Consider the following 20626-nt stretch of genomic DNA (forward strand, 5'->3'; position numbering starts at 1 on the left):
GGCACTTTGCCTTTAACTAATTTGGCATCGCATCCATAGCGTTCGCTGCTAAGCGCTGATGGGCAGGTCCAAATCGAATGGGGCTTGCAGCGGCGGCAGGCCGAATGCGGCGCGCGCGGCATCGCAATCGACGTTGTGTTCACCCTGGCTCCACGATGCATCGAATTCTCGGCAAGGGCTTGCGCGTTGCTCATAAATCGAGCAACGCGTGCCTTTGCCCACTTCGCCCTCAAGGCTGCAGCATCGTGCGGGTTTTTGGTCGGTGCCGATCATCGCCACGCGGGTGGGGTTGATCTGCACCACCAGGTCATCGGGCACGGTGCCGCCCGATGAGGCGCACTCGCCCCAGAAGAAAGACACACGAAAGTATGAACAGCAGGCACCGCAACTCAGACACGGACTGGCTTCGGACATGGGCGTCATCAATAAAAAGTAAGGGAGGGGAACGACGGGAAGGCTCGCCATTCTATCCATGCCATGGCCATTAGGAAGGGGGCACACACATATATTTTTGTCAGGAAAGTCCCGTAACGACGGGCGAAATTACGCCCTATCAGCCTTACGAATCATTACAGACAACCGTCGCGCGCCTGACTATGTTGCAGGTACCTGAGCAGGATGCATCGGGCATCGCAGCTCTCATAACAATAAAAGAGACGGACCCATGCAGAACTCGACCCAAGCGGCGAATGCCTGGCGCATTCTGTTCCTGCTGTTCCTCGCCAACCTGTTCAACTTCTTCGATCGCACCATCCCCGCGATCATCATCGAGCCAATCCGCATGGAGTGGCACCTGAGCGACTTCCAGCTCGGCATCATCGGCACCGCCTTCACCATCGTCTACGCCATCGCCGGGTTGCCGCTGGGGCGCATGGCCGACACCGGTTCGCGCAGCAAACTGATGGGGTGGGGCCTGTTTGCCTGGAGCGGGCTGACGGCGATCAACGGGCTCGTCGGCAGTTTCTGGAGTTTTTTGCTGGTGCGCATGGGCATTGGTATCGGCGAAGCCAGTTATGCGCCGGCCGCCAACTCGCTGATCGGCGATTTGTTCCCGGCGCACCGCCGGGCCCGGGCCATGGGGATTTTCATGCTGGGCCTGCCGCTGGGGCTGTTGTTGGCGTTCTTCACCATCGGCGCAATGGTCAAGGCGTTCGACAGCTGGCGTGCGCCGTTCTTTATTGCCGCGGTGCCGGGGCTGATCCTCGCGGTCTTCATGTTCTATATCAAGGAGCCCAAGCGCGGTGCGGCCGAAACCGTGCAAGTGTCCCAGGAACGCGTCGACCGCCCGATTCGCCGCGTCCTGGCGGTACCGACCTTCCTCTGGCTGGTGTTGGCGGGGCTGTGTTTTAACTTCGCCACCTATGCGTGCAATTCGTTTCTGGTGCCGATGCTGCAACGTTATTTCCTCATGCCGTTGCAGGACGCGGCGGTGGCCACTGGCGTCATCGTCGGCTTGACCGGCCTGGTGGGCCTGACCCTGGGCGGCTGGATTGCCGACAAGATCCATCAACGCATCGCCAATGGACGGCTGTTGTTCGCCGCGTTCAGCCTGATCATTTCCACCGTCACCACCGCTTGGGCCTTGCATGCCGGGCGCATCGAGATTGGTGTGTTCGTGGCTCTGTTCAGTGTGGGTTGGTTGTTCGCTTACAACTTCTATACCTGCGTGTACACGGCCATCCAGGATGTGGTTGAGCCACGCCTGCGGGCGACCGCGATGGCGTTGTTCTTTGCCGGGTTGTATTTGCTCGGCGGCGGCATGGGGCCGATCGTGGTGGGCGGCTTGTCCGATCACTTTGCCCATTCGGCGATGTACGCAGCGGGGGCTGAACAGATGACCGAGGCTTATAAAGCGGTGGGCCTGCACGACGCCATGTACCTGATCCCGGTGGCGCTGTTCTTGACCATGCTGTTTCTGTTCCAGGCCTCGCGCAGTTTTGTGCGCGATGCCAAGCGGATGAAAGAGGGGTTGAGTGCGGTTGAGGTGCCGGTTGCGGTGGCTACGGCCTGAGACAGTGGTGACGCTATCGGGAGCAAGCCCCCTCCCACATGGATACGCGGTCAAATGTGGGGGCTTGCTCCCGATGAGGCCCTCAAGGCCAATAAAAAGACCCGCATTGCGGGCCTTTTTTTGACTCAAATGCTGATCAACCCGCCACCAGCACCCGAATCGCTTCCAGTCGCAGCGCTGCCTTGTCGAGCATGGCCAGGCCTTGCTCGCGCTGGTGGCGCAGGGCAACCAGTTCGCTGTCACGCACGGTCGGGTTGACCGCTTGCAAGGCGCTCAGGCGTGCCAGCTCTTCGTCGGTGTCCGCTGCCAGGCGGCGCTTGGCCTCGGCCACGCGTTCGGCGTGGCGCGGGGTGATCTTCTCTTCACCGGCGTTGATGCGCGGGGTGAGTTGATCGCGTTGGGCCTGTACGAACTTGTTGGCGCTGGCGCGGGGCACGCTTTCGAGTTGGTCGTTCAAGGTTTCGAACGAGACGCGGCCGGAAAGGTCATTGCCGTTGGTGTCCAGCAGGCAGCGCAGCGCAGCCGGCGGCAGGTAGCGGCCCAGTTGCAGCGAGCGCGGCGCAACCACTTCGCTGACGTAGAGCAGTTCGAGCAATACGGTGCCCGGCTTGAGCGCCTTGTTCTTGATCAGCGCCACGGCGGTGTTGCCCATGGAGCCGGACAACACCAGGTCCATGCCGCCCTGCACCATCGGGTGTTCCCAGGTGATGAACTGCATGTCTTCGCGTGACAGCGCCTGGTTACGGTCGTAGGTGATGGTCACGCCTTCGTCGTCGCCCAGGGGGAAGCTGGCGTCGAGCATTTTTTCGCTCGGCTTGAGGATCAGTGCATTTTCCGAGTGGTCTTCGCTGTCGATGCCGAACGCGTCGAACAGGGTTTCCATATAGATCGGCAGGGCGAACTGATCGTCCTGCTCAAGGATGTCTTCGACCAGCGCATCGCCTTCACCCGCGCCGCCGGAATTAAGCTCCAGCAGGCGGTCGCGACCAGTGTGCAGTTCCTGCTCCAGGCGCTCACGCTCGGCGCGGGCTTCGTCGATCAGGGCTTGCCACTCGCCGTCGTCGGCGCTTTCCAGCAGCGGCAACAGGCGTGGCCCAAACTGATGCTGCAGGGCGTTGCCGGTCGGGCAGGTGTTGAGGAACGCATTCAGCGCTTCGTGGTACCACTGGAACAGGCGCTCTTGCGGGCTGGTTTCCAGGTACGGTACGTGCAATTCGATCACATGCTTCTGGCCGATCCGGTCCAGACGGCCGATGCGCTGTTCCAACAGGTCGGGGTGCGACGGCAGGTCGAACAGCACCAAGTGGTGGGCGAACTGGAAGTTGCGACCTTCGCTGCCGATTTCCGAGCAGATCAGCACCTGGGCGCCGAATTCTTCATCGGCAAAGTAGGCCGCCGCGCGGTCGCGCTCGAGGATGTTCATGCCCTCGTGGAACACCGTGGCCGGGATGCCGGAACGCACGCGCAGGGCGTCTTCCAGGTCCATGGCGGTTTCGGCGTGGGCGCAGATCACCAGCACCTTGGTGCGCTTGAGCATTTTCAGCTGGTCGATCAGCCACTCCACCCGTGGGTCGAAGCGCCACCAGCGGTTTTCTTCCTCGATGTCCGGCTGCGATTGGAAGCTGACTTCCGGGTACAGCTCGGCGTGTTCGCCCAGTGGCAGTTCCAGGTATTCGTCCGGGTTCGGCATCGGGTAGGCGTGCAGCTTGCGCTCGGGGAAGCCTTGCACGGCGGCGCGGGTATTGCGGAACAGCACGCGGCCGGTGCCGTGGCGGTCGAGCAGCTCACGCACCAGGCGTGCACCGGCTTCGGTGTCGCCATCGTTGACGGCGCTGAGCAGCGCTTCGCCTTCGTTGCCGAGGAAACCCTGGATGGTCTTGTGCGCCGCCGGTGACAGGCGGCCCTTATCGAGTAGCTCCTGCACGGCTTCGGCCACCGGGCGATAGTTTTCGCTTTCGGCGCGGAAGGCTTGCAGGTCATGGAAACGGTTCGGATCCAACAGGCGCAGGCGCGCGAAGTGGCTGTCCTGGCCCAGTTGCTCCGGAGTAGCGGTGAGCAGCAGCACGCCAGGAATCACCTCGGCCAGTTGCTCCACCAGTGCGTATTCCGCGCTGGCCTTTTCTTCATGCCAGACCAGGTGGTGGGCTTCGTCGACTACCAGCAGGTCCCAGCCGGCGGCGAACAGCGCGTCCTGGGCCTTCTCATCGTCCACCAGCCATTCCAGGGCCACCAGGGCCAACTGGGTGTCTTCGAACGGGTTGGCGGCATCGCTTTCGATAAAGCGTTCTTCATCGAACAACGCAACCTGCAGGTTGAAGCGGCGGCGCATTTCCACCAGCCATTGGTGCTGCAGGTTTTCCGGTACCAGGATCAACACACGGTTGGCGCGGCCCGACAGCAACTGGCGGTGGATGACCAGGCCGGCTTCGATGGTCTTGCCCAGGCCCACTTCGTCGGCCAGCAACACCCGTGGCGCGATGCGGTCAGCCACTTCGCGGGCGATGTGCAGTTGGTGGGCAATAGGTTGCGCACGCACGCCACCCAGGCCCCACAGCGAGGACTGCAATTGGCGGCTGGTGTGCTCCAGAGTGTGGTAGCGCAGCGAGAACCAGGCCAGCGGGTCGATCTGCCCGGCGAACAGACGGTCGCTGGCCAGGCGGAACTGGATGAAGTTGGAGAGCTGGGTTTCCGGCAGGGTGACCTGCTCGTTCTGCCCGTTGAGGCCGTGGTAGACCAGCAAGCCGTCGACGTCGTCGACTTCCTGTACGGTCATTTTCCAGCCTTCGAAATGGGTGATGGAGTCGCCCGGCGAGAACCTCACGCGGGTCAGGGGCGCATTCCGTAGCGCATACTGGCGAGTGTCGCCAGTGGCCGGATAGAGCACGGTCAACAAGCGGCCGTCCTGTGCCAGAACGGTGCCTAACCCCAGCTCTGCTTCGCTGTCACTAATCCAGCGTTGCCCCGGTTGATACTGCTGCGCCATGCTGCCTGACTCCCGCCGTGAAAAAGCCGACTATCTTAACGGAACAAGGTCCTCAGCCAAAGGACTCTGACAAAAACTACTCCGTTTGAGGGCGGCGGCGAGCCGTGAATCGACAGGTGGCGGGCACTTGCGAGTGTCGACTGGGTCACAGGTTGGCGAACGGGTGTTCAAGTCGCCCTGCGTTGCGCCGACAGCCTGTTGATCAGGAGAAGAAAGATTATGTTGCCACCTATGCTGCCCGTGAGCGTTGTGCCGGTTACGTCACAACTCGACCCGGTCCGCCAGAAACCGGATATCCCGCCCGTGGTCCCCGTGCAAGCGGGCGCCAACGAAAGCACGATCGACCTGAAAAAGGGCGATGCCGAGCAGTCGACCTTTTTGCTGCGTGAAGAACAGCGCCGCCAGCAGGAACAACAGAAACGCCGGCGCGAAGCCGACGAGGACCCCGACCAGCACCTGGCGATCCCCGGCGACCTGCTCAACGCCGATAACACGGTACCCGTGGTGCCGCTGATCGAAGATGCACCGCGCCAGGGCTTGTGGGTGGACGTCGAGGTTTAACCGCGCAGTTCCCGCAGGCCAGCCATCAGCCGTTCGATGTCGTGATCGTTATTGAGGGGGCTGACGGAGATTCGCGCAATGCTGGGCAGGCCGCGCGCCTGCATATCCAGTGGGGTGTAGGCCACGCCGTTGGCACCGATATTGATCCGCTTCAAACCCAATTGTCGCTTCAGTTCAAAGGCGTCCCAACCTGCGAGGTTGAACGCGATCAAGCCGGATTGCTTCGCGCCCAGGTCATGCAGGCAAATGCCCGGAATCTCACACAGAGCTGCGCGGATTCGCGCGCTGGTTCGGGAGACGTGTTCCCACACGCGCTCAATCCCCAATCGATTCATCTCCTGCAGTGCATTGCCCAACCCCGCCAACAAGGCGAAAGACACCTCACTGGTTTCAAAACGCCGGGCGTCGTCGCGCAGGTCGAACCCCTGGGGGCTCCAGGGTGCCGAAAATACGTCGCGCTGAGCAGGGTTCAACCGCTGCAGGAAATCCGGGCGTACGTACAGCAATGCTGTGCCCCGAGGCCCGCGCAGGTGTTTGCGACCGGCTGACTTGAGCACATCGCAATGCAGCGCCTGCACATCCACGGGCACTTGGCCCACGGCTTGGCCGGCGTCGATGAAATAGGGGATGGCATGGCGCCTGGCCACTTCGCCGATGGCCTGCGCGGGGTTGATCAGGCCGCTGTTGGCCGGCAGCCAGGTGAGGTCGATCAGCTTTACGTGCGCGTCGATCATTGACGCCAGCGCCAGCGGGCAGGCCGCGCCGGTTTCATCGCAGGGGATCACTTCCACGCGCGCGCCCGCCTGCACGGCCAACTGCATGCTTGCCAGGTTGCCGCCCCATTCATGACGGCCCACCAGAATACGGTCGCCCGGCTGCCAGGGGCCCAAGGCCTGGAACGCCATATTCCAGGCGGCCGAACCGCTGCCGGCGAAGGCTACCGCGCGGGTGGGTGCGTTGAGCAATTGCGCGGCGGCACTGCGGGCGTTTTCCATCAGCACGGCGCCCTGTTCACCCGCCTCCATGGGGCCGTCGCGGGCTTCGCGTTGCAGTTGATCGATGATGGCATCGAGGGTTGCCTGGCTCGGTAGGGAGGCTCCGGCATGGTTGAAGTGCACGATGCCCGATTGGCAGCCGGGGGTGGCGGCCCGCAATTGCCGCACGTCGAGCGGGCTCATGGGCGCAGCTCGAAAATCGCGTCAACCTCCACCGCTACGCCGGCCGGCAGGCTGCAAACACCCACCGCCGTGCGCACATGGCGGCCCTTTTCACCGAGGACATTGACCAATAGGTTCGACGCACCGTTGGCCACCATACCTTGGCGCTGGAAATCGGCGCTGCTGGCGATAAACACGCCCAGGCGCAGGGAGTCGCTCATGATCTCAATCCTTCGGGTTCTAAAGGCGCGAGCATGTGGTGCTCGGGAGGCGGCGACAAACGGATAGAACTCACTCGACGTATCGAAATAACTCAAGCATCGCCGCAGGCTTGTTTCAACCACTGGCCAAAGCAGTCGGCCGCTTCGTTGGTGGCGCCTTGAGGGCTGATCAGCCAGTAGCCGATGTCGCTGTGGTAGGGCGGCCAGTCGAAAGCCTCGACCAGGCTGCCGTCCTGGAGCCGGCGCTCGATCAGGCGGTGACGCCCCATGGCAATGCCTTGGCCGGCCACGGCGGCTTCGACCACGATGTTGTAGTCGTGCAGCATCACGCGGGGGTGGAGTTGCAGGTCGACTTGATAATGCCGGGACCAATCCGTCCACTCGAACGGCCTGTGCGAGGTGGCCATCAACAGCGGTGCGTTGTGCGGTCGGCTGGCCTTGAACGCGGGGCTGCACACCGGTGAGATCACTTCCGGCATCAGTCGCTTGGCCTTTACATCGGGCCAATCGCCTTTGCCGTAACGAATGGCGAGGTCGACGTGCGCAGCGGCAACGTTGGCCAGTTGAATCGCCGGGAGCAGTTCCACCTGGATGTGCGGGTAGCGGCTGAGAAACCCGGCCAGGCGCGGGGCCAGCCACAGCGTGGCGAAGGACGCCAGCAGGCCGATGCGCAACACCGTGGTGCCGGGGGCTACCCGTTGCGCGCGGGTCGCGGCAGCGATGATGTCGAGGGCGGGACGGATTTCGTTGTAGTACTGCTGGCCATCGGCGGTCAGGTCGATGGCGCGGGTGCGTCGTACAAACAGCGATTTGCCCAAGTATTGCTCAAGCTTGTGTACCTGATGGCTGAGGGCACTCTGGGTCACCGACAACTCATCCGCCGCCTTGATAAAGCTCAAGTGCCGGGCCACGGCCTCAAAGGCGCGCAGGGCCAGCAACGGCGGAAGGTCTTTGTGCAGTGCCACCTGAATGGGCTTCCTGGGTCGGGTCGAGAATGTCGATTTTGGGCGAGGGCCTGCCTTTTGTCTTGCGCTGATTTGCCGTCAGGCGGGAGAGGCCGCATTATTGGGCCATTCCCGCCACGACGTAAGCCAAGCCATGAGTGAAGACGACAAGTTGATTGACCTGAGTGCCGAACGCGCCAAGCGAGTTCATGACCTCAATGACAAGCGCCTGAATGAAGTTCGCCAAGCGTTTGAGCAGGCGATGCCCTTAGGGAAAGCCAAGAAAAAATCAAAAAACAAACCTAAAAAGCGTTGAACCCCCCTGCATCTATTGATGCAGGTCAGTTATTGCCCTTCTTTACGCCCTGTTGTGGGCGACATTGATCCTCGTCAATTTTCCAACCCGCCTTCTCCATTAACTTAGCCCTATCGCAACAGGGCAAGCACAGGAGGCCGGTCATGTTTATCGATAATGTGGTATTCGCCGGAGTGCTGACTGTAAGCCTCATGGTGCTGTTTTTTGTAGGGTTTGGATTTTTTATCTGGAAAGACGCGAACAAGCGTAAAAAACCATAGGTTTTTCCGGGTTACATGAGCACGCAAGGCATTTTGGGCGACTTCGGTCGCCTTTTTTTTGCCTGTTATTTGATACATGAAGCGGGGGCGCGGGCTCCCGCAGTTGGACAATGGTGCGTTTGAAACACGCAATAAAAAAGGTGCGACCCTTGCGGATCGCACCTTTTTTTATTGCAGCGGACTATCAGCTGCCGAGCGCCTTTGATGCCAACCAGAACAACCCGGCCGACAGGCCAACGGTTGCCGGCAGCGTCAACACCCAAGCCATCAGGATGGTCTTGACCGTGCCGCCTTGCAGGCCGCTTTTGTTGGCAACCATGGTACCGGCCACGCCGGAAGACAGTACGTGGGTGGTGGATACCGGCAGGGCGAAGATGTTGGCAAAACCAATCATCGTCGCGGTGGTGATTTGCGCCGACATGCCCTGGGCATAGGTCATGCCCTGCTTGCCGATCTTCTCGCCGATGGTCAGGACCACGCGCTTCCAACCCACCATGGTGCCCAGGCCCAGGGCCAGTGCTACCGCAAGGATCACCCAGAACGGTGCGTACTCGGTGGTGGCGGTCAGGTCTTTGCGCAGCTTGTCCAGGTCAGCCTTCTCACGCGCTTCCAGGCCCGGTAGCTTGCCGACTTTCTTCGCGGTGTCATCCAGGCAGAGCAGGTAGCGGCGCACTTCGATACGCTGGTCGGAGGTCAACGAGTGGTAGTCGGAGACACCCTTTAACGTGCTGACGAGCGCATTGATGGTCGGCTCGGTCTGCTGCGGGTTGCACTGGAACTTGCCCGGCAGGTCATCCTTCACGCTTTTACCCAGTGCCAGGAATTCGCCGAGCGTGGCGTTATTGCGCTGGTAGAACTGGCTCAAATGCACGGTGGCGTCGCGGGTACGTTCGATCTGGTAGGTGGTGCTGCCCAGGTCGAGTACGAACTGGGCCGGCACGATACCGATCAGCACCAGCATGATCAGGCCGATACCTTTCTGGCCATCGTTGGAGCCGTGCACGAAGCTTACGGCCATGGCAGAGATCACCAGCACCAGGCGGTTCCAGAACGGCGGGTGCTTCTTGTCGTCGAGCTTGCGGCGCTGGTCCGGCGTCTTGTGCATTTTCGACAGCGGGCGCCACCACTTCAGGCCGATCAGCACCAGGGCTGCGACCAGGAAGCCGGCCATCGGCGAGAACACCAGGGAGGCGCCGATATCAATAGCCTTCTGCCAGTTCACACCGTCAGCCAAGGGGATATCGTTGATCAGGGCGTTGGCGAGGCCGACACCGAGGATTGAGCCGATCAGCGTGTGGGAGCTGGAAGCGGGGATACCGAAGTACCACGTGCCCAGGTTCCAGGTGATCGCCGCTGCCAACAACGAGAAGACCATGGCCAGACCGTGGCCGGTGTTCACGTTGATCAGCAACTCAACCGGCAGCAAGTGCACGATGGCGTAGGCGACACCGACACCACCGAGCAACACGCCGAGGAAGTTGAACACCCCGGAGAAGAACACGGCCAGATGCGGCGGCATGGCTTTGGTATAGATGACTGTGGCCACCGCGTTAGCGGTGTCATGAAAGCCATTGATGAACTCGAAGGCGAGGACAAAGGCCAGGGCGAGCAACAGGCTCACGAGAACCCAAGCATCCAGTCCGCTGAATAAATCGATCATGAAGGTTTTCTGACCCGGTCGTAAGGGGGCGCGATTATGCCAGAAAACCTCGGTAATCGATGCACTAGCTGCTCATCGGTAACAATCTTCAGTGAAAAAAACCGGGTAGAAGCGGGCTGTCCCAGGGTTTTCGGGGCTTTGGCAAGCCTTTGATTTATAACGCGCCGGGGCGAAAAGGCAGGGTTTTGTCATCAAAACGTCATGTCTGAAATATTTGTAAGAAATTTTACAGGTGATTAAGGGCGCGGGATTGCCGGCTGCCAGCATGGCGAGCAGCCGAGGCCGGCCCTGGGCTCAAACCGAAGCGCTTATGGCTCTTCGGCTTTGAGTTCCTGTTCAATCTTTTGGATTTCCTGGGCAAATGCCTGGTCGAGCAAGCTGGCGCGTTTGCGCCATGGTTTGCGCTCAGGTTCAGGCTGGGCGGCGTAGGTGGTGACTTCCCCGCCGTAAACGTCCTTGTAACGTTGCTCCTGGCGCTCAAGTTCCGCGCGCAGTTCATCTTTCGTCACATTGTTACCTAATTGAGTTGAGTGTAATTACAGTGCAACGTTATGCCTGACTGGCACCTTCGCGTTGTCCAAAGTTGAACCGTGGGTGTTCAACTTTGAATGAGGCGAGATTACTGGGTGTCGGCAGCCTTTCGAGGCGGGTAGTTGCAACCGCCGATGCACTGCATGTGCATGGCCTGGCGAACGTGGGCCCCGATAAAGGGTGACCCGCGCACAGGGTGCATTATAGCGGCGCATTTGAATAACACTATCGGCATAAAGTTAAAAAGCGTCAACGTTGTATGAGCGTTTTATTACACCAACGCGTGGGTAGTTTGCAGGCGTTCTGGCGTCGTAGATTGTATAAAGTGGTCAGAGTTAACAACTTCTCCTTAACGCTGCGGTGGGTTTACGCGGTTTTCTCGCTCGTAGCCCATGGGCGGCAGCCAAATTGCGATAATCGCCGGATCGTCCGATAATCGCCCAATGTTCTTGGCGCTGCCTTGTGCATCGCGGCCGACGCGGCTTGTAATAGCAGCCCCATCCCTCCAGTGGTTGACAATAAGAGAATAGGACCCCCACATGAACGATCAATTGCGCAACTCTTTCGCGTCAGTGGCGCCGCCGATCGTTGCATCGCCAGCCAAGCGCATCCAGGCTTTCACGGGTGATCCGGACTTTATGACTTCCCTGGCCCGTGGCCTGGCCGTGGTGCAGGCTTTTCAAGAACGCAAGCGCCACCTGACCATCGCCCAGATCAGCCATCGCACCGAAATCCCACGCGCCGCCGTACGCCGTTGCCTGCACACCCTGATCAAACTCGGCTACGCCACCACCGACGGGCGTACCTATTCGCTGTTGCCCAAGGTCCTGACCCTGGGCCATGCCTACCTCTCGTCCACGCCGCTGGCGGTGTCGGCGCAACCTTATCTGGACCGCATGAGCGAGCAGCTTCACGAAGCCTGCAACATGGCCACCCTCGAAGGTGATGACATTCTCTACATCGCTCGTTCGGCCACGACCCAGCGCCTGATTTCGGTCGACCTGTCAGTGGGAGGGCGGTTGCCGGCCTATTGCACCTCCATGGGGCGCATCCTGCTCGCGGCGCTGGATGACGCGTCACTGCAGGACTACCTCGACCACGCCGATCTGCCCACCAAGACCAGCCGCACCCTGACCACCCCCGAAGCGCTGTTCGAGTGCCTGCAACAAGTGCGTCAGCAGGGCTGGTGTATCGTCGACCAGGAACTGGAACAGGGCCTGCGTTCGATTGCCGTACCGGTGTATGACGCGTCTGGCCAAGTGCTGGCGGCGCTCAATGTCAGCACCCACGCCGGACGGGTCAGCCGCAGCGAGCTGGAACAGCGCTTCCTGCCGAGCATGCTCAGTGCCAGCCGTGAGTTGAGCGCGCAGCTGTTTGCCTAAGGTGTTCGGTGACCGCACAGATCCCGGCGTGATCAATTGACGGTGTTTCCCCAGGCTTATTAATGTGCGGCAGCGCTCTTGCCAGTGCCCCCAATAATAATGACGACCCCAGGTGGTCGGCCCGCCATCGGTGTGGAATAAAAATAATGAATCAGCCTTCTGTCGGTTCCACCCTGGACGTACAGTCCTTTATCAACGCCCAGCCACTGTCACGCTATCAGTGGCGCGTGGTGATTCTGTGTTTCCTGATTGTGTTCCTCGATGGCCTCGACACCGCCGCCATGGGCTTTATCGCGCCTGCGCTGTCTCAGGATTGGGGCATCGACCGCGCCAGCCTCGGGCCGGTGATGAGCGCCGCGTTGATCGGCATGGTGTTTGGCGCGCTGGGTTCCGGCCCGCTGGCCGACCGCTTCGGCCGCAAGGTGGTGCTGGTGGGCGCGGTGCTGGTGTTTGGCGCGTTCAGCCTGGCGTCGGCCTACAGCAGCAACGTCGATCAACTGCTGGTGCTGCGCTTCCTGACCGGGCTGGGCCTGGGGGCGGGGATGCCCAACGCCACCACGCTGCTGTCCGAATACACCCCTGAACGCCATAAGTCGCTGCTGGTAACCAGCATGTTCTGCGGGTTCAACCTGGGCATGGCCGGTGGTGGGTTTATCTCGGCCAAGCTGATACCAGCGTTCGGCTGGCACAGCCTGTTGCTGATCGGTGGCATCCTGCCGTTGATCCTGGCCGTGGTGCTGCTGGTGTGGTTGCCGGAATCGGCGCGTTACCTGGTGGTGCGCAATCGCGGCGCAGACAAGGTGCGCAAAACACTGTCACCCATCGAGCCCCATATCGTGGGTCAAGCCACCCATTTCAGCGTGCCCGAGCAAAAAACCGTAAAGGCCCGCAATGTGCTGGCGGTGATTTTCGCCGGCACCTACAGCGCCGGCACCTTGTTGCTGTGGCTCACCTACTTTATGGGCCTGGTGATTGTTTACCTGCTGACCAGTTGGCTGCCGACCCTGATGCGTGACAGCGGCGCCAGCATGGAGCAGGCCGCGTTTATCGGTGCGTTGTTCCAGTTTGGTGGCGTGCTGAGCGCTGTCGGCGTCGGCTGGGCGATGGACCGTTTCAACCCTCACAAGGTCATCGGCACTTTCTACCTGCTGGCCGGGGTGTTTGCCTACGCGGTCGGGCAGAGCCTGGGCAACATCACGCTGCTGGCCACCCTGGTGCTGGTTGCCGGGATGTGTGTCAACGGTGCGCAATCGGCGATGCCGTCCCTGGCCGCACGCTTCTACCCGACCCAGGGCCGCGCCACGGGCGTGTCGTGGATGCTCGGCATCGGCCGCTTCGGCGCCATTCTCGGTGCGTGGATGGGCGCCACCTTGCTCGGCCTGGGCTGGAATTTCGAACAGGTACTCACCGCCTTGGTGATCCCGGCCGCGTTGGCCACCGCAGCGGTCGTTATCAAAGGCATGGTCAGCCACGCCGACGCTACCTGAAGCCTGACGCCAGCAAGTGTGGGACGAGTTCGCACAAGTGAGTAGCTTGATAACAATCGGTTCGATAATCGAACGGTTAGTCGATTATCGGATTGTTTGGCCCATTTGCCCGGCTTAATCTGCAGTCACTTCGGCGCCGCCTGCGCGCCTTTTTCGATCAACACCGGGAGCCCAACCCCATGGCTGAAATTCTCACCCTGCGTGATGCGGTCAAGCGCTTCGTGAACGACGGCGATACCGTCGCCCTCGAAGGTTTTACCCATCTGATCCCTACTGCCGCAGGCCATGAAATCATTCGTCAGGGCAAGAAAGACCTGACGTTGGTGCGTATGACGCCTGACTTGATCTACGACCAGTTGATTGGCGCCGGTTGTGCACGCAAGTTGATTTTTTCCTGGGGCGGCAACCCCGGCGTGGGGTCCCTGCACCGGCTGCGTGACGCGGTTGAAAAGCAATGGCCGCTGCCGCTGGAGATCGAAGAACACAGCCATGCCGACCTGGCCAACGCCTACGTCGCCGGCGCGTCCGGCCTGCCGTTCGCGGTGCTGCGCGCCTACGCTGGCTCCGACCTGCCCAAGGTCAACCCGCTGATCAAAAGCGTGACCTGCCCATTTACCGGCGAAGTGCTGGCAGCGGTCCCGTCGGTACGCCCGGACATCACCGTGATCCATGCACAGAAGGCCGACCGCAAGGGCAACGTGCTGCTCTGGGGCATCCTCGGTGTGCAGAAGGAAGCGGCCCTGGCGGCCAAGCGTTGCATCGTCACCGTGGAAGAAATCGTCGACGACCTGAATGCCCCGATGAACAGCTGCGTCCTGCCCACCTGGGCCCTGACCGCGGTATGCCATGTACCCGGTGGCGCACACCCGTCCTACGCTCACGGTTACAACGAACGCGATAACCGCTTCTACCAGGCGTGGGACCCGATTGCCCGCGACCGTGGGACCTTTACCGCATGGATTGACGAATACATCCACGGCACTGCCGACTTCAGTGAATTCCAGGCCAAACTGGCCACCGCGCAGGAGGCCAACTAATGGCTTACTCGACCAATGAAATGATGACCGTCGCCGCCGCGCGCCGCCTGAAGAACGGTTCGGTGTGCTTCGTGGGTATCGGCTTGCCGTCGAAAGCGGCCAACCTGGCGCGCCTGACGTCGTCGCCCGATGTGGTGCTGATCTACGAGTCCGGCCCGATTGGCGCCAAGCCTTCGGTACTGCCGCTGTCCATCGGTGACGGCGAGCTGGCGGAAACCGCCGACACCGTGGTGCCGACCGGTGAGATTTTTCGCTACTGGCTGCAGGGCGGGCGCATTGACGTGGGGTTTCTCGGCGCGGCCCAGGTTGATCGTTTCGGCAACATCAACACCACCGTGGTCGGTGACTATCACCGGCCCAAAGTGCGCCTGCCGGGTGCCGGTGGCGCGCCCGAGATCGCCGGCTCGGCCAAGAGCGTACTGATCATACTCAAGCAGTCTTCGCGTTCGTTTGTCGACAAGCTGGATTTCATTACCTCCGTAGGCCACGGCGAAGGCGGCGATTCACGCAAGCGCCTGGGCCTGCCGGGAGCCGGTCCTGTCGGGATTATTACCGACCTGTGCATCATGGAGCCGGAGGAGGGCACCCATGAGTTTGTGGTCACCGCGCTGCACCCGGGCGTGACCCGCGAACAAGTCGTGGCGGCCACCGGTTGGGCGATTCGGTTTGCCGACCAGGTTGATACCACCGCCGAACCCACCGAGCTAGAACTCACGGCCCTGCGTGACCTCGAAGCGCGCACCGCCGCCGCCCATGGCCAAGCGCCAGGAGAAGCCTGATGCGCGACGTATTTATCTGTGATGCCATCCGCACCCCCATCGGCCGTTTCGGCGGGGGGCTGGCCACGGTGCGTGCCGACGACCTGGCCGCCCTGCCGATCAAGGCGCTGATGGAGCGCAACCCGTCGGTGCAGTGGAGCGCGGTGGACGAGGTGTTCCTCGGCTGCGCCAACCAGGCCGGCGAAGACAACCGCAACGTCGCCCGCATGGCGCTGTTGCTCGCGGGCCTGCCGGAGAGTATTCCGGGCGTGACCCTCAATCGTTTGTGCGCCTCGGGCATGGACGCCATCGGTACTGCCTTCCGTGCCATCGCCAGCGGCGAGATGGAGCTGGCGATTGCCGGCGGCGTCGAGTCGATGTCCCGTGCGCCGTTCGTGATGGGCAAGGCCGACGCGGCGTTCTCGCGCACCATGAAGCTGGAGGACACCACCATCGGCTGGCGCTTTATCAACCCGTTGATGAAAGCCCAGTACGGCGTGGATGCGATGCCGCAGACCGCCGATAACGTGGCCGACGATTACAACGTGTCGCGCGCCGACCAGGACGCTTTCGCCCTGCGTAGCCAGCAACGTACCGCTGCCGCGCAGGCCGCCGGCTACTTTGCCGAAGAAATCGTGCCGGTGCGGGTTGCGCATAAAAAAGGCGAAACCGTGGTGGAGCGCGATGAGCATCCGCGTGACACCACCCTCGACGCCCTGGCCAAACTCAAGCCGGTCAACGGCCCGGACAAGACCGTCACCGCCGGCAACGCGTCGGGTGTCAATGATGGCGCCGCCGCGCTGATTCTGGCCTCGGCCGAAGCGGTCAAAAAACATGGCCTTACCGCCCGCGCCAGGGTATTGGGCATGGCCAGCGCCGGTGTCGCACCGCGCGTGATGGGCATTGGCCCGGTGCCGGCAGTGCGCAAGTTGGTCGAGCGCCTGGGCCTGGCCGTCACCGATTTTGACGTGATCGAGCTCAACGAAGCCTTCGCCAGCCAAGGCCTGGCGGTGCTGCGTGAGCTGGGCATCGCCGACGACGCGCCGCAGGTCAACCCGAACGGTGGCGCCATCGCCCTTGGCCACCCGTTGGGCATGAGCGGAGCGCGGCTGGTACTGACGGCCCTGCATCAGTTGGAAAAAACCGGCGGCCGCAAAGGCCTGGCGACCATGTGTGTGGGCGTCGGCCAAGGCCTGGCCCTGGCGATTGAACGCGTCTAATAAGAGAGGATTGCTCCATGAGTGACAAGCCCGGTTACCGGCGCCCGCAAGCGGGCACCCAACCTGATTACCTGCACCCGGCCTACCAGTCGACGAACCTGCGTTCGCCGTCTCAGCCCTTGGTGTTTTTGCCCCATTCCCTGTCGGAAATCACCGGCCCGACCATCGGCGCCGAGCGGATCAATGCGCAGGACAACGACCTTACCGCCCAGCATGAAGGCGAGCCTCAGGGCGAGCGCATCATCATCCACGGCCGGGTGCTGGATGAAAACGGCCTGCCGGTGCCGGGCATTCTGGTGGAGATCTGGCAGGCCAACGCCGCCGGACGCTACAACCATAAACGCGACTTGCATAACGCGCCGCTGGACCCGAACTTCACCGGCACCGGGCGCACTGTCACCGACGCCGACGGCTGGTATCAGTTCCAGACCATCAAGCCCGGCGCCTACCCGTGGGGCAACCACCACAACGCGTGGCGCCCGGCGCACATCCACTTTTCACTGTTCGGCCCCAGCGTGCTGACGCGTCTGGTGACGCAGATGTATTTCCCCGGCGACCCGTTGCTGGAATACGACCCGATCTACAACTGTGTGCCTGATACCAGCGCCAAGGAACGCCTGATCGCGCGTTTCGACCTGGAGAAAACCATTCCTTCCTATGCCCTCGGCTACCGCTGGGACATCGTCCTGCGCGGCCGCGACGCCACGCCGATGGAGAAATGAGATGAGTCTTTACGCAACCACGTCCCATACCGTAGGGCCGTATTACCACATCGGCCTGACCTGGCTGAACCGCGAAGACCTGACCAGCGCCGCCACCCTCGGTGAGCGCGTGGCGATCAGTGGGCAAGTGGTGGACGGCAACGGTGATGCGGTCAACGACGCCATGCTCGAAGTCTGGCAGGCCAATGCCGCCGGCAAATACGACCACCCCGAGGACGAGCAGGACAAAGCCGTCGACCCGAACTTCGAAGGCTTTGGCCGCGTGCCGGTGGACGCCGAAGGGCGCTTCCGGTTTACCACGATCAAGCCGGGCAGCGTGCCGGGCCTTCAAGGCACGACCCAGGCGCCGCATTTGGTGGTGCTGGTGTTTGCGCGTGGCTTGGTCAAGCACCTGCTCACGCGGATTTACTTCGACGGGGAAGCGTTGAATGGCGATGACCCGTTGCTGGCCTGTGTGCCGGCAGAGCGGCGGGGCACCTTGATTGCCCAGCCGGATGGGGCGGGGGTATATCAGTGGAATGTGATCCTGCAGGGGACCGATAAGGAAACGGTGTTCTTCGATTATTGAGTCGCTTGTCAGGCCCTATCGGGGGCAAGCCCCCGATAGGGCCGCTTCAGAAGGCACCTACCCAAATGTCTGCTTGCGGAACATGGTTGTTGCAAAGTATGTCTAGGCTATAACCGTTCCCACTGAGTGAAAACGCCATGACCACAGAAACCAGTCATTACACCGGAGAAGAACGCAGCAAACGGATCTTTGCGATTGTTGGTGCGTCCTCCGGTAACTTGGTCGAATGGTTCGACTTCTACGTCTATGCCTTCTGCGCCATCTACTTTGCCCCGGCGTTTTTTCCGTCGGACAACCCCACCGTCCAGTTGGTCAACACCGCCGGTGTATTCGCCGCCGGGTTCCTTATGCGCCCCATCGGCGGCTGGCTGTTTGGTCGCGTAGCCGATAAACACGGGCGCAAAAACTCGATGATGATTTCGGTGCTGATGATGTGCGCCGGCTCGTTGGTCATCGCGTTTTTGCCCACCTACAACGACATTGGCGTGTGGGCGCCGATCCTGCTGCTGGTAGCGCGCCTGTTCCAGGGCTTGTCCGTGGGCGGCGAGTACGGCACCACCGCCACGTATATGAGTGAAGTCGCGCTCAAGGGCCAGCGCGGGTTCTTTGCGTCCTTCCAATATGTGACGCTGATCGGCGGCCAGTTGCTGGCCGTGCTGGTGGTGGTGATCCTGCAGCAGATCCTCACCGAGCAAGAGCTGCGTGCCTGGGGCTGGCGCGTTCCGTTTGTGATCGGCGCGATTGCGGCGGTTATCTCACTGTTGCTGCGGCGTACCCTGAAAGAAACCACCAGCAAGGAAATGCGCGAAGACAAGGACGCCGGCAGCGTCGCTGCGCTGTTTCGCGACCACAAGGCGGCGTTTATCACGGTGCTGGGCTACACCGCCGGTGGTTCGCTGATTTTCTACACCTTTACCACGTACATGCAGAAGTACCTGGTGAACACCGTGGGCATGCACGCCAAGACCTCCAGCTACATCATGACCGGCGCATTGTTCCTCTATATGTGCATGCAGCCGGTATTCGGCATGCTGGCGGACAAGATCGGCCGACGTAATTCGATGTTGTGGTTCGCAGGCCTGGGGACGTTGTTCACCGTGCCGATCCTGCTGACCCTCAAAACCGTGAGCAGCCCGTTCCTGGCATTCGTGCTGATCACCTTGGCGCTGGCCATCGTCAGCTTCTACACCTCGATCAGCGGCCTGGTGAAAGCGGAAATGTTTCCTCCCCAGGTCCGTGCCCTCGGCGTCGGCCTGGCGTATGCGGTGGCCAACGCGATCTTTGGCGGTTCGGCGGAGTTCGTCGCCCTGGGGTTGAAATCCATGGGCATGGAAAACACCTTTTACTGGTACGTCACTGCGATGATGGCCGTGGCCTTCCTGTTCAGTTTGCGCTTGCCCAAGCAGGCGGCGTACCTGCACCACGATTTGTAAGGGATACGTTATGACGCTGCGCACGAGCAACCAATTGTTCGACGCTTACTTCACGGCCGACAGCATGGCCGAAGTGTTCTGCGACCAGGGCCGCTTGCAGGGCATGCTGGATGTCGAGGCCGGCCTGGCTCGCGCACAGGCCCAGGTCGGGTTGATCCCCCAGGCCGCCGTGGCGCCGATTGCCCAGGCGTGCCTGGCGTCGCTGTATGACGTCGATGCCTTGGGCGCGGCGATTGCCACGGCGGGGAATTCGGCGATTCCGTTGGTCAAGGCGTTGGGCAAATTGATTGCCGCTGAAGACGCCGGCGCCGAGCGTTATGTGCATCTGGGCGCGACCAGCCAGGACGTGATGGACACCGGCCTGGTGCTGCAACTGCGCCGCGCCGTGGAACTGATCGAAACCGACCTGGCTCGGCTGGGCGCGGTTCTCGCTGACCAGGCGCAGCGTTACGCCGATGTGCCATTGGCCGGGCGTACCTGGTTGCAGCATGCAACGCCGGTGACCCTGGGCATGAAAATCGCCGGTTGGCTGGGGGCGGTCAGCCGCAACCGGCAACGTCTTGTCGAGTTGAAGCCGCGCTTGCTGGTGCTGCAGTTCGGCGGCGCGTCCGGCACCTTGGCCGCGCTCGGCGACCAAGCCCTGCCGGTGGCCGAAGCGTTGGCGGCGCAATTGCAACTGACCTTGCCCGAACAACCTTGGCACACCCAGCGTGATCGCCTGGTGGAGTTCGCCGGCGTGCTGGGCTTGATCGCCGGTAGCCTCGGCAAGCTGGGCAGGGATATCAGCCTGTTGATGCAAACCGAAGCGGCGGAAGTGTTTGAACCGTCGGCGCCGGGCAAAGGCGGCTCCTCGACCATGCCCCACAAGCGCAACCCGGTGGGCGCCGCCGTGCTGATCGGCGCGGCTACCTGCGTGCCGGGGTTGGTCTCGACGATGCTCAGCGCCATGCCCCAGGAGCACGAACGCAGCCTGGGCCTGTGGCACGCCGAATGGGAAACCTTGCCGCAGATTTGCCGGCTGGTATCCGGCGCCCTGCAACAGGCGCTGCTGATAAGCGAAGGGTTGGAAGTCGACCCCGAGCGCATGCGGCAGAACCTTGACCTGACCCAAGGCCTGGTATTGGCCGAAGCGGTGAGCATCGTGCTGGCCCAACGCCTGGGCCGCGAAACCGCGCACCATTTGCTTGAGCAGTGCTGCAAACGTGCCGTCGCAGAGGGTCGCCACCTGCGCGCGGTGCTGGCGGATGAACCGCAGGTCACCGCCCAGCTGTCAGCCGCCGAGCTGGACCGCCTGCTCGACCCGGCCCACTACCTGGGCCAGGCGCGCACCTGGGTCACTCGCGCAGTAACCGAACACTTTCAATTGACTGCCTGA

Annotated in this window: 19 protein-coding genes and 1 pseudogene; 13 read left to right on the forward strand and 7 right to left on the reverse strand. The window is 61.8% G+C overall.

The features are described from left to right. Nucleotides 1–48: 48 nt before the first annotated feature. Nucleotides 49–414, reverse strand: a complete 366-nt coding sequence (locus AB4O25_RS25365; RefSeq protein WP_017530449.1) for a YkgJ family cysteine cluster protein — start codon at nt 412–414, stop codon at nt 49–51. Between the two features lie 250 nt (nt 415–664). Between AB4O25_RS25365 and AB4O25_RS25370 the strand changes: the two genes are divergently transcribed. Then, on the forward strand, nt 665–2011 hold the full coding sequence (locus tag AB4O25_RS25370; protein WP_017530450.1) for a spinster family MFS transporter: 1347 nt from the start codon (nt 665–667) through the stop codon (nt 2009–2011). Between the two features lie 136 nt (nt 2012–2147). Here the strand turns inward: AB4O25_RS25370 and rapA are convergent, their stop codons facing one another. Beyond that, nucleotides 2148–4994 (reverse strand): RNA polymerase-associated protein RapA, encoded by a 2847-nt coding sequence (gene rapA / locus AB4O25_RS25375; protein WP_460150122.1) that lies wholly within the window; start codon nt 4992–4994, stop codon nt 2148–2150. A gap of 219 nt (nt 4995–5213) precedes the next feature. Here rapA and AB4O25_RS25380 point away from each other — a divergent pair, with 219 nt between their 5' ends. Continuing rightward, nucleotides 5214–5555 (forward strand): aspartate-semialdehyde dehydrogenase, encoded by a 342-nt coding sequence (locus AB4O25_RS25380; RefSeq protein WP_065877132.1) that lies wholly within the window; start codon nt 5214–5216, stop codon nt 5553–5555. On the opposite strand, the gene AB4O25_RS25385 is transcribed toward AB4O25_RS25380, so the two are convergent. The 3 genes and pseudogenes from AB4O25_RS25385 to AB4O25_RS25395 form a co-directional block, all read right to left on the reverse strand. Further along, a complete protein-coding gene (locus tag AB4O25_RS25385) occupies nt 5552–6733 on the reverse strand; it encodes an aminotransferase class V-fold PLP-dependent enzyme (protein WP_017530453.1) in 1182 nt (393 codons plus the stop codon). The genes AB4O25_RS25380 and AB4O25_RS25385 overlap by 4 nt on opposite strands. Continuing rightward, nucleotides 6730–6921 (reverse strand): annotated as a pseudogene (locus AB4O25_RS25390) (RidA family protein); the annotation flags it as partial. The gene AB4O25_RS25385 and the pseudogene AB4O25_RS25390, both read right to left, overlap by 4 nt. A gap of 104 nt (nt 6922–7025) precedes the next feature. Beyond that, the gene (locus tag AB4O25_RS25395; protein WP_460150123.1) at nt 7026–7898 is read right to left on the reverse strand and encodes a LysR substrate-binding domain-containing protein; all 873 of its coding nucleotides are present in this window, start codon (nt 7896–7898) and stop codon (nt 7026–7028) included. A 4-nt stretch (nt 7899–7902) separates the two neighbouring features. Here AB4O25_RS25395 and AB4O25_RS25400 point away from each other — a divergent pair, with 4 nt between their 5' ends. Beyond that, complete coding sequence (locus AB4O25_RS25400) at nt 7903–8193, forward strand: hypothetical protein (RefSeq protein WP_135196484.1); 291 nt, start codon at nt 7903–7905, stop codon at nt 8191–8193. Nucleotides 8194–8336: 143 nt separating this feature from the next. Beyond that, nucleotides 8337–8453: a cytochrome c oxidase subunit CcoM gene (gene ccoM, locus AB4O25_RS25405; RefSeq protein WP_017530457.1), complete on the forward strand. Its 117-nt coding sequence runs from the start codon at nt 8337–8339 to the stop codon at nt 8451–8453. 184 nt (nt 8454–8637) lie between these two features. On the opposite strand, the gene AB4O25_RS25410 is transcribed toward ccoM, so the two are convergent. After that, complete coding sequence (locus AB4O25_RS25410) at nt 8638–10113, reverse strand: inorganic phosphate transporter (RefSeq protein ID WP_017530458.1); 1476 nt, start codon at nt 10111–10113, stop codon at nt 8638–8640. 308 nt (nt 10114–10421) lie between these two features. Continuing rightward, complete coding sequence (locus AB4O25_RS25415) at nt 10422–10622, reverse strand: hypothetical protein (protein WP_003172389.1); 201 nt, start codon at nt 10620–10622, stop codon at nt 10422–10424. A 561-nt stretch (nt 10623–11183) separates the two neighbouring features. Here AB4O25_RS25415 and pcaR point away from each other — a divergent pair. From pcaR to AB4O25_RS25460, 9 genes are all read left to right on the forward strand, one after another. After that, nucleotides 11184–12026 (forward strand): pca regulon transcriptional regulator PcaR, encoded by an 843-nt coding sequence (gene pcaR, locus AB4O25_RS25420; RefSeq protein WP_017530459.1) that lies wholly within the window; start codon nt 11184–11186, stop codon nt 12024–12026. Nucleotides 12027–12172: 146 nt separating this feature from the next. Further along, complete coding sequence (locus tag AB4O25_RS25425; protein ID WP_065877130.1) at nt 12173–13513, forward strand: 4-hydroxybenzoate transporter PcaK; 1341 nt, start codon at nt 12173–12175, stop codon at nt 13511–13513. Between the two features lie 179 nt (nt 13514–13692). Then, nucleotides 13693–14550, forward strand: coding sequence for a CoA transferase subunit A (locus tag AB4O25_RS25430; RefSeq protein WP_460150124.1), 858 nt, complete (start codon nt 13693–13695; stop codon nt 14548–14550). Further along, nucleotides 14550–15329 (forward strand): CoA-transferase subunit beta, encoded by a 780-nt coding sequence (locus tag AB4O25_RS25435; RefSeq protein ID WP_017530462.1) that lies wholly within the window; start codon nt 14550–14552, stop codon nt 15327–15329. Before AB4O25_RS25430 ends, AB4O25_RS25435 begins: the two co-directional genes overlap by 1 nt. Further along, nucleotides 15326–16528 (forward strand): 3-oxoadipyl-CoA thiolase, encoded by a 1203-nt coding sequence (pcaF, locus tag AB4O25_RS25440; protein WP_460151004.1) that lies wholly within the window; start codon nt 15326–15328, stop codon nt 16526–16528. The genes AB4O25_RS25435 and pcaF overlap by 4 nt, the downstream gene beginning before the upstream one ends. A gap of 17 nt (nt 16529–16545) precedes the next feature. Then, complete coding sequence (gene pcaH / locus AB4O25_RS25445; RefSeq protein ID WP_017530464.1) at nt 16546–17250, forward strand: protocatechuate 3,4-dioxygenase subunit beta; 705 nt, start codon at nt 16546–16548, stop codon at nt 17248–17250. 1 nt (nt 17251) lies between these two features. Continuing rightward, on the forward strand, nt 17252–17818 hold the full coding sequence (pcaG, locus tag AB4O25_RS25450; protein ID WP_017530465.1) for a protocatechuate 3,4-dioxygenase subunit alpha: 567 nt from the start codon (nt 17252–17254) through the stop codon (nt 17816–17818). A 137-nt stretch (nt 17819–17955) separates the two neighbouring features. Then, nucleotides 17956–19251: an MFS family transporter gene (locus tag AB4O25_RS25455; RefSeq protein WP_460150125.1), complete on the forward strand. Its 1296-nt coding sequence runs from the start codon at nt 17956–17958 to the stop codon at nt 19249–19251. Nucleotides 19252–19261: 10 nt separating this feature from the next. Next, nucleotides 19262–20626: a 3-carboxy-cis,cis-muconate cycloisomerase gene (locus AB4O25_RS25460; protein WP_460150126.1), complete on the forward strand. Its 1365-nt coding sequence runs from the start codon at nt 19262–19264 to the stop codon at nt 20624–20626.

This window comes from Pseudomonas sp. S3_A03, assembly GCF_054668275.1.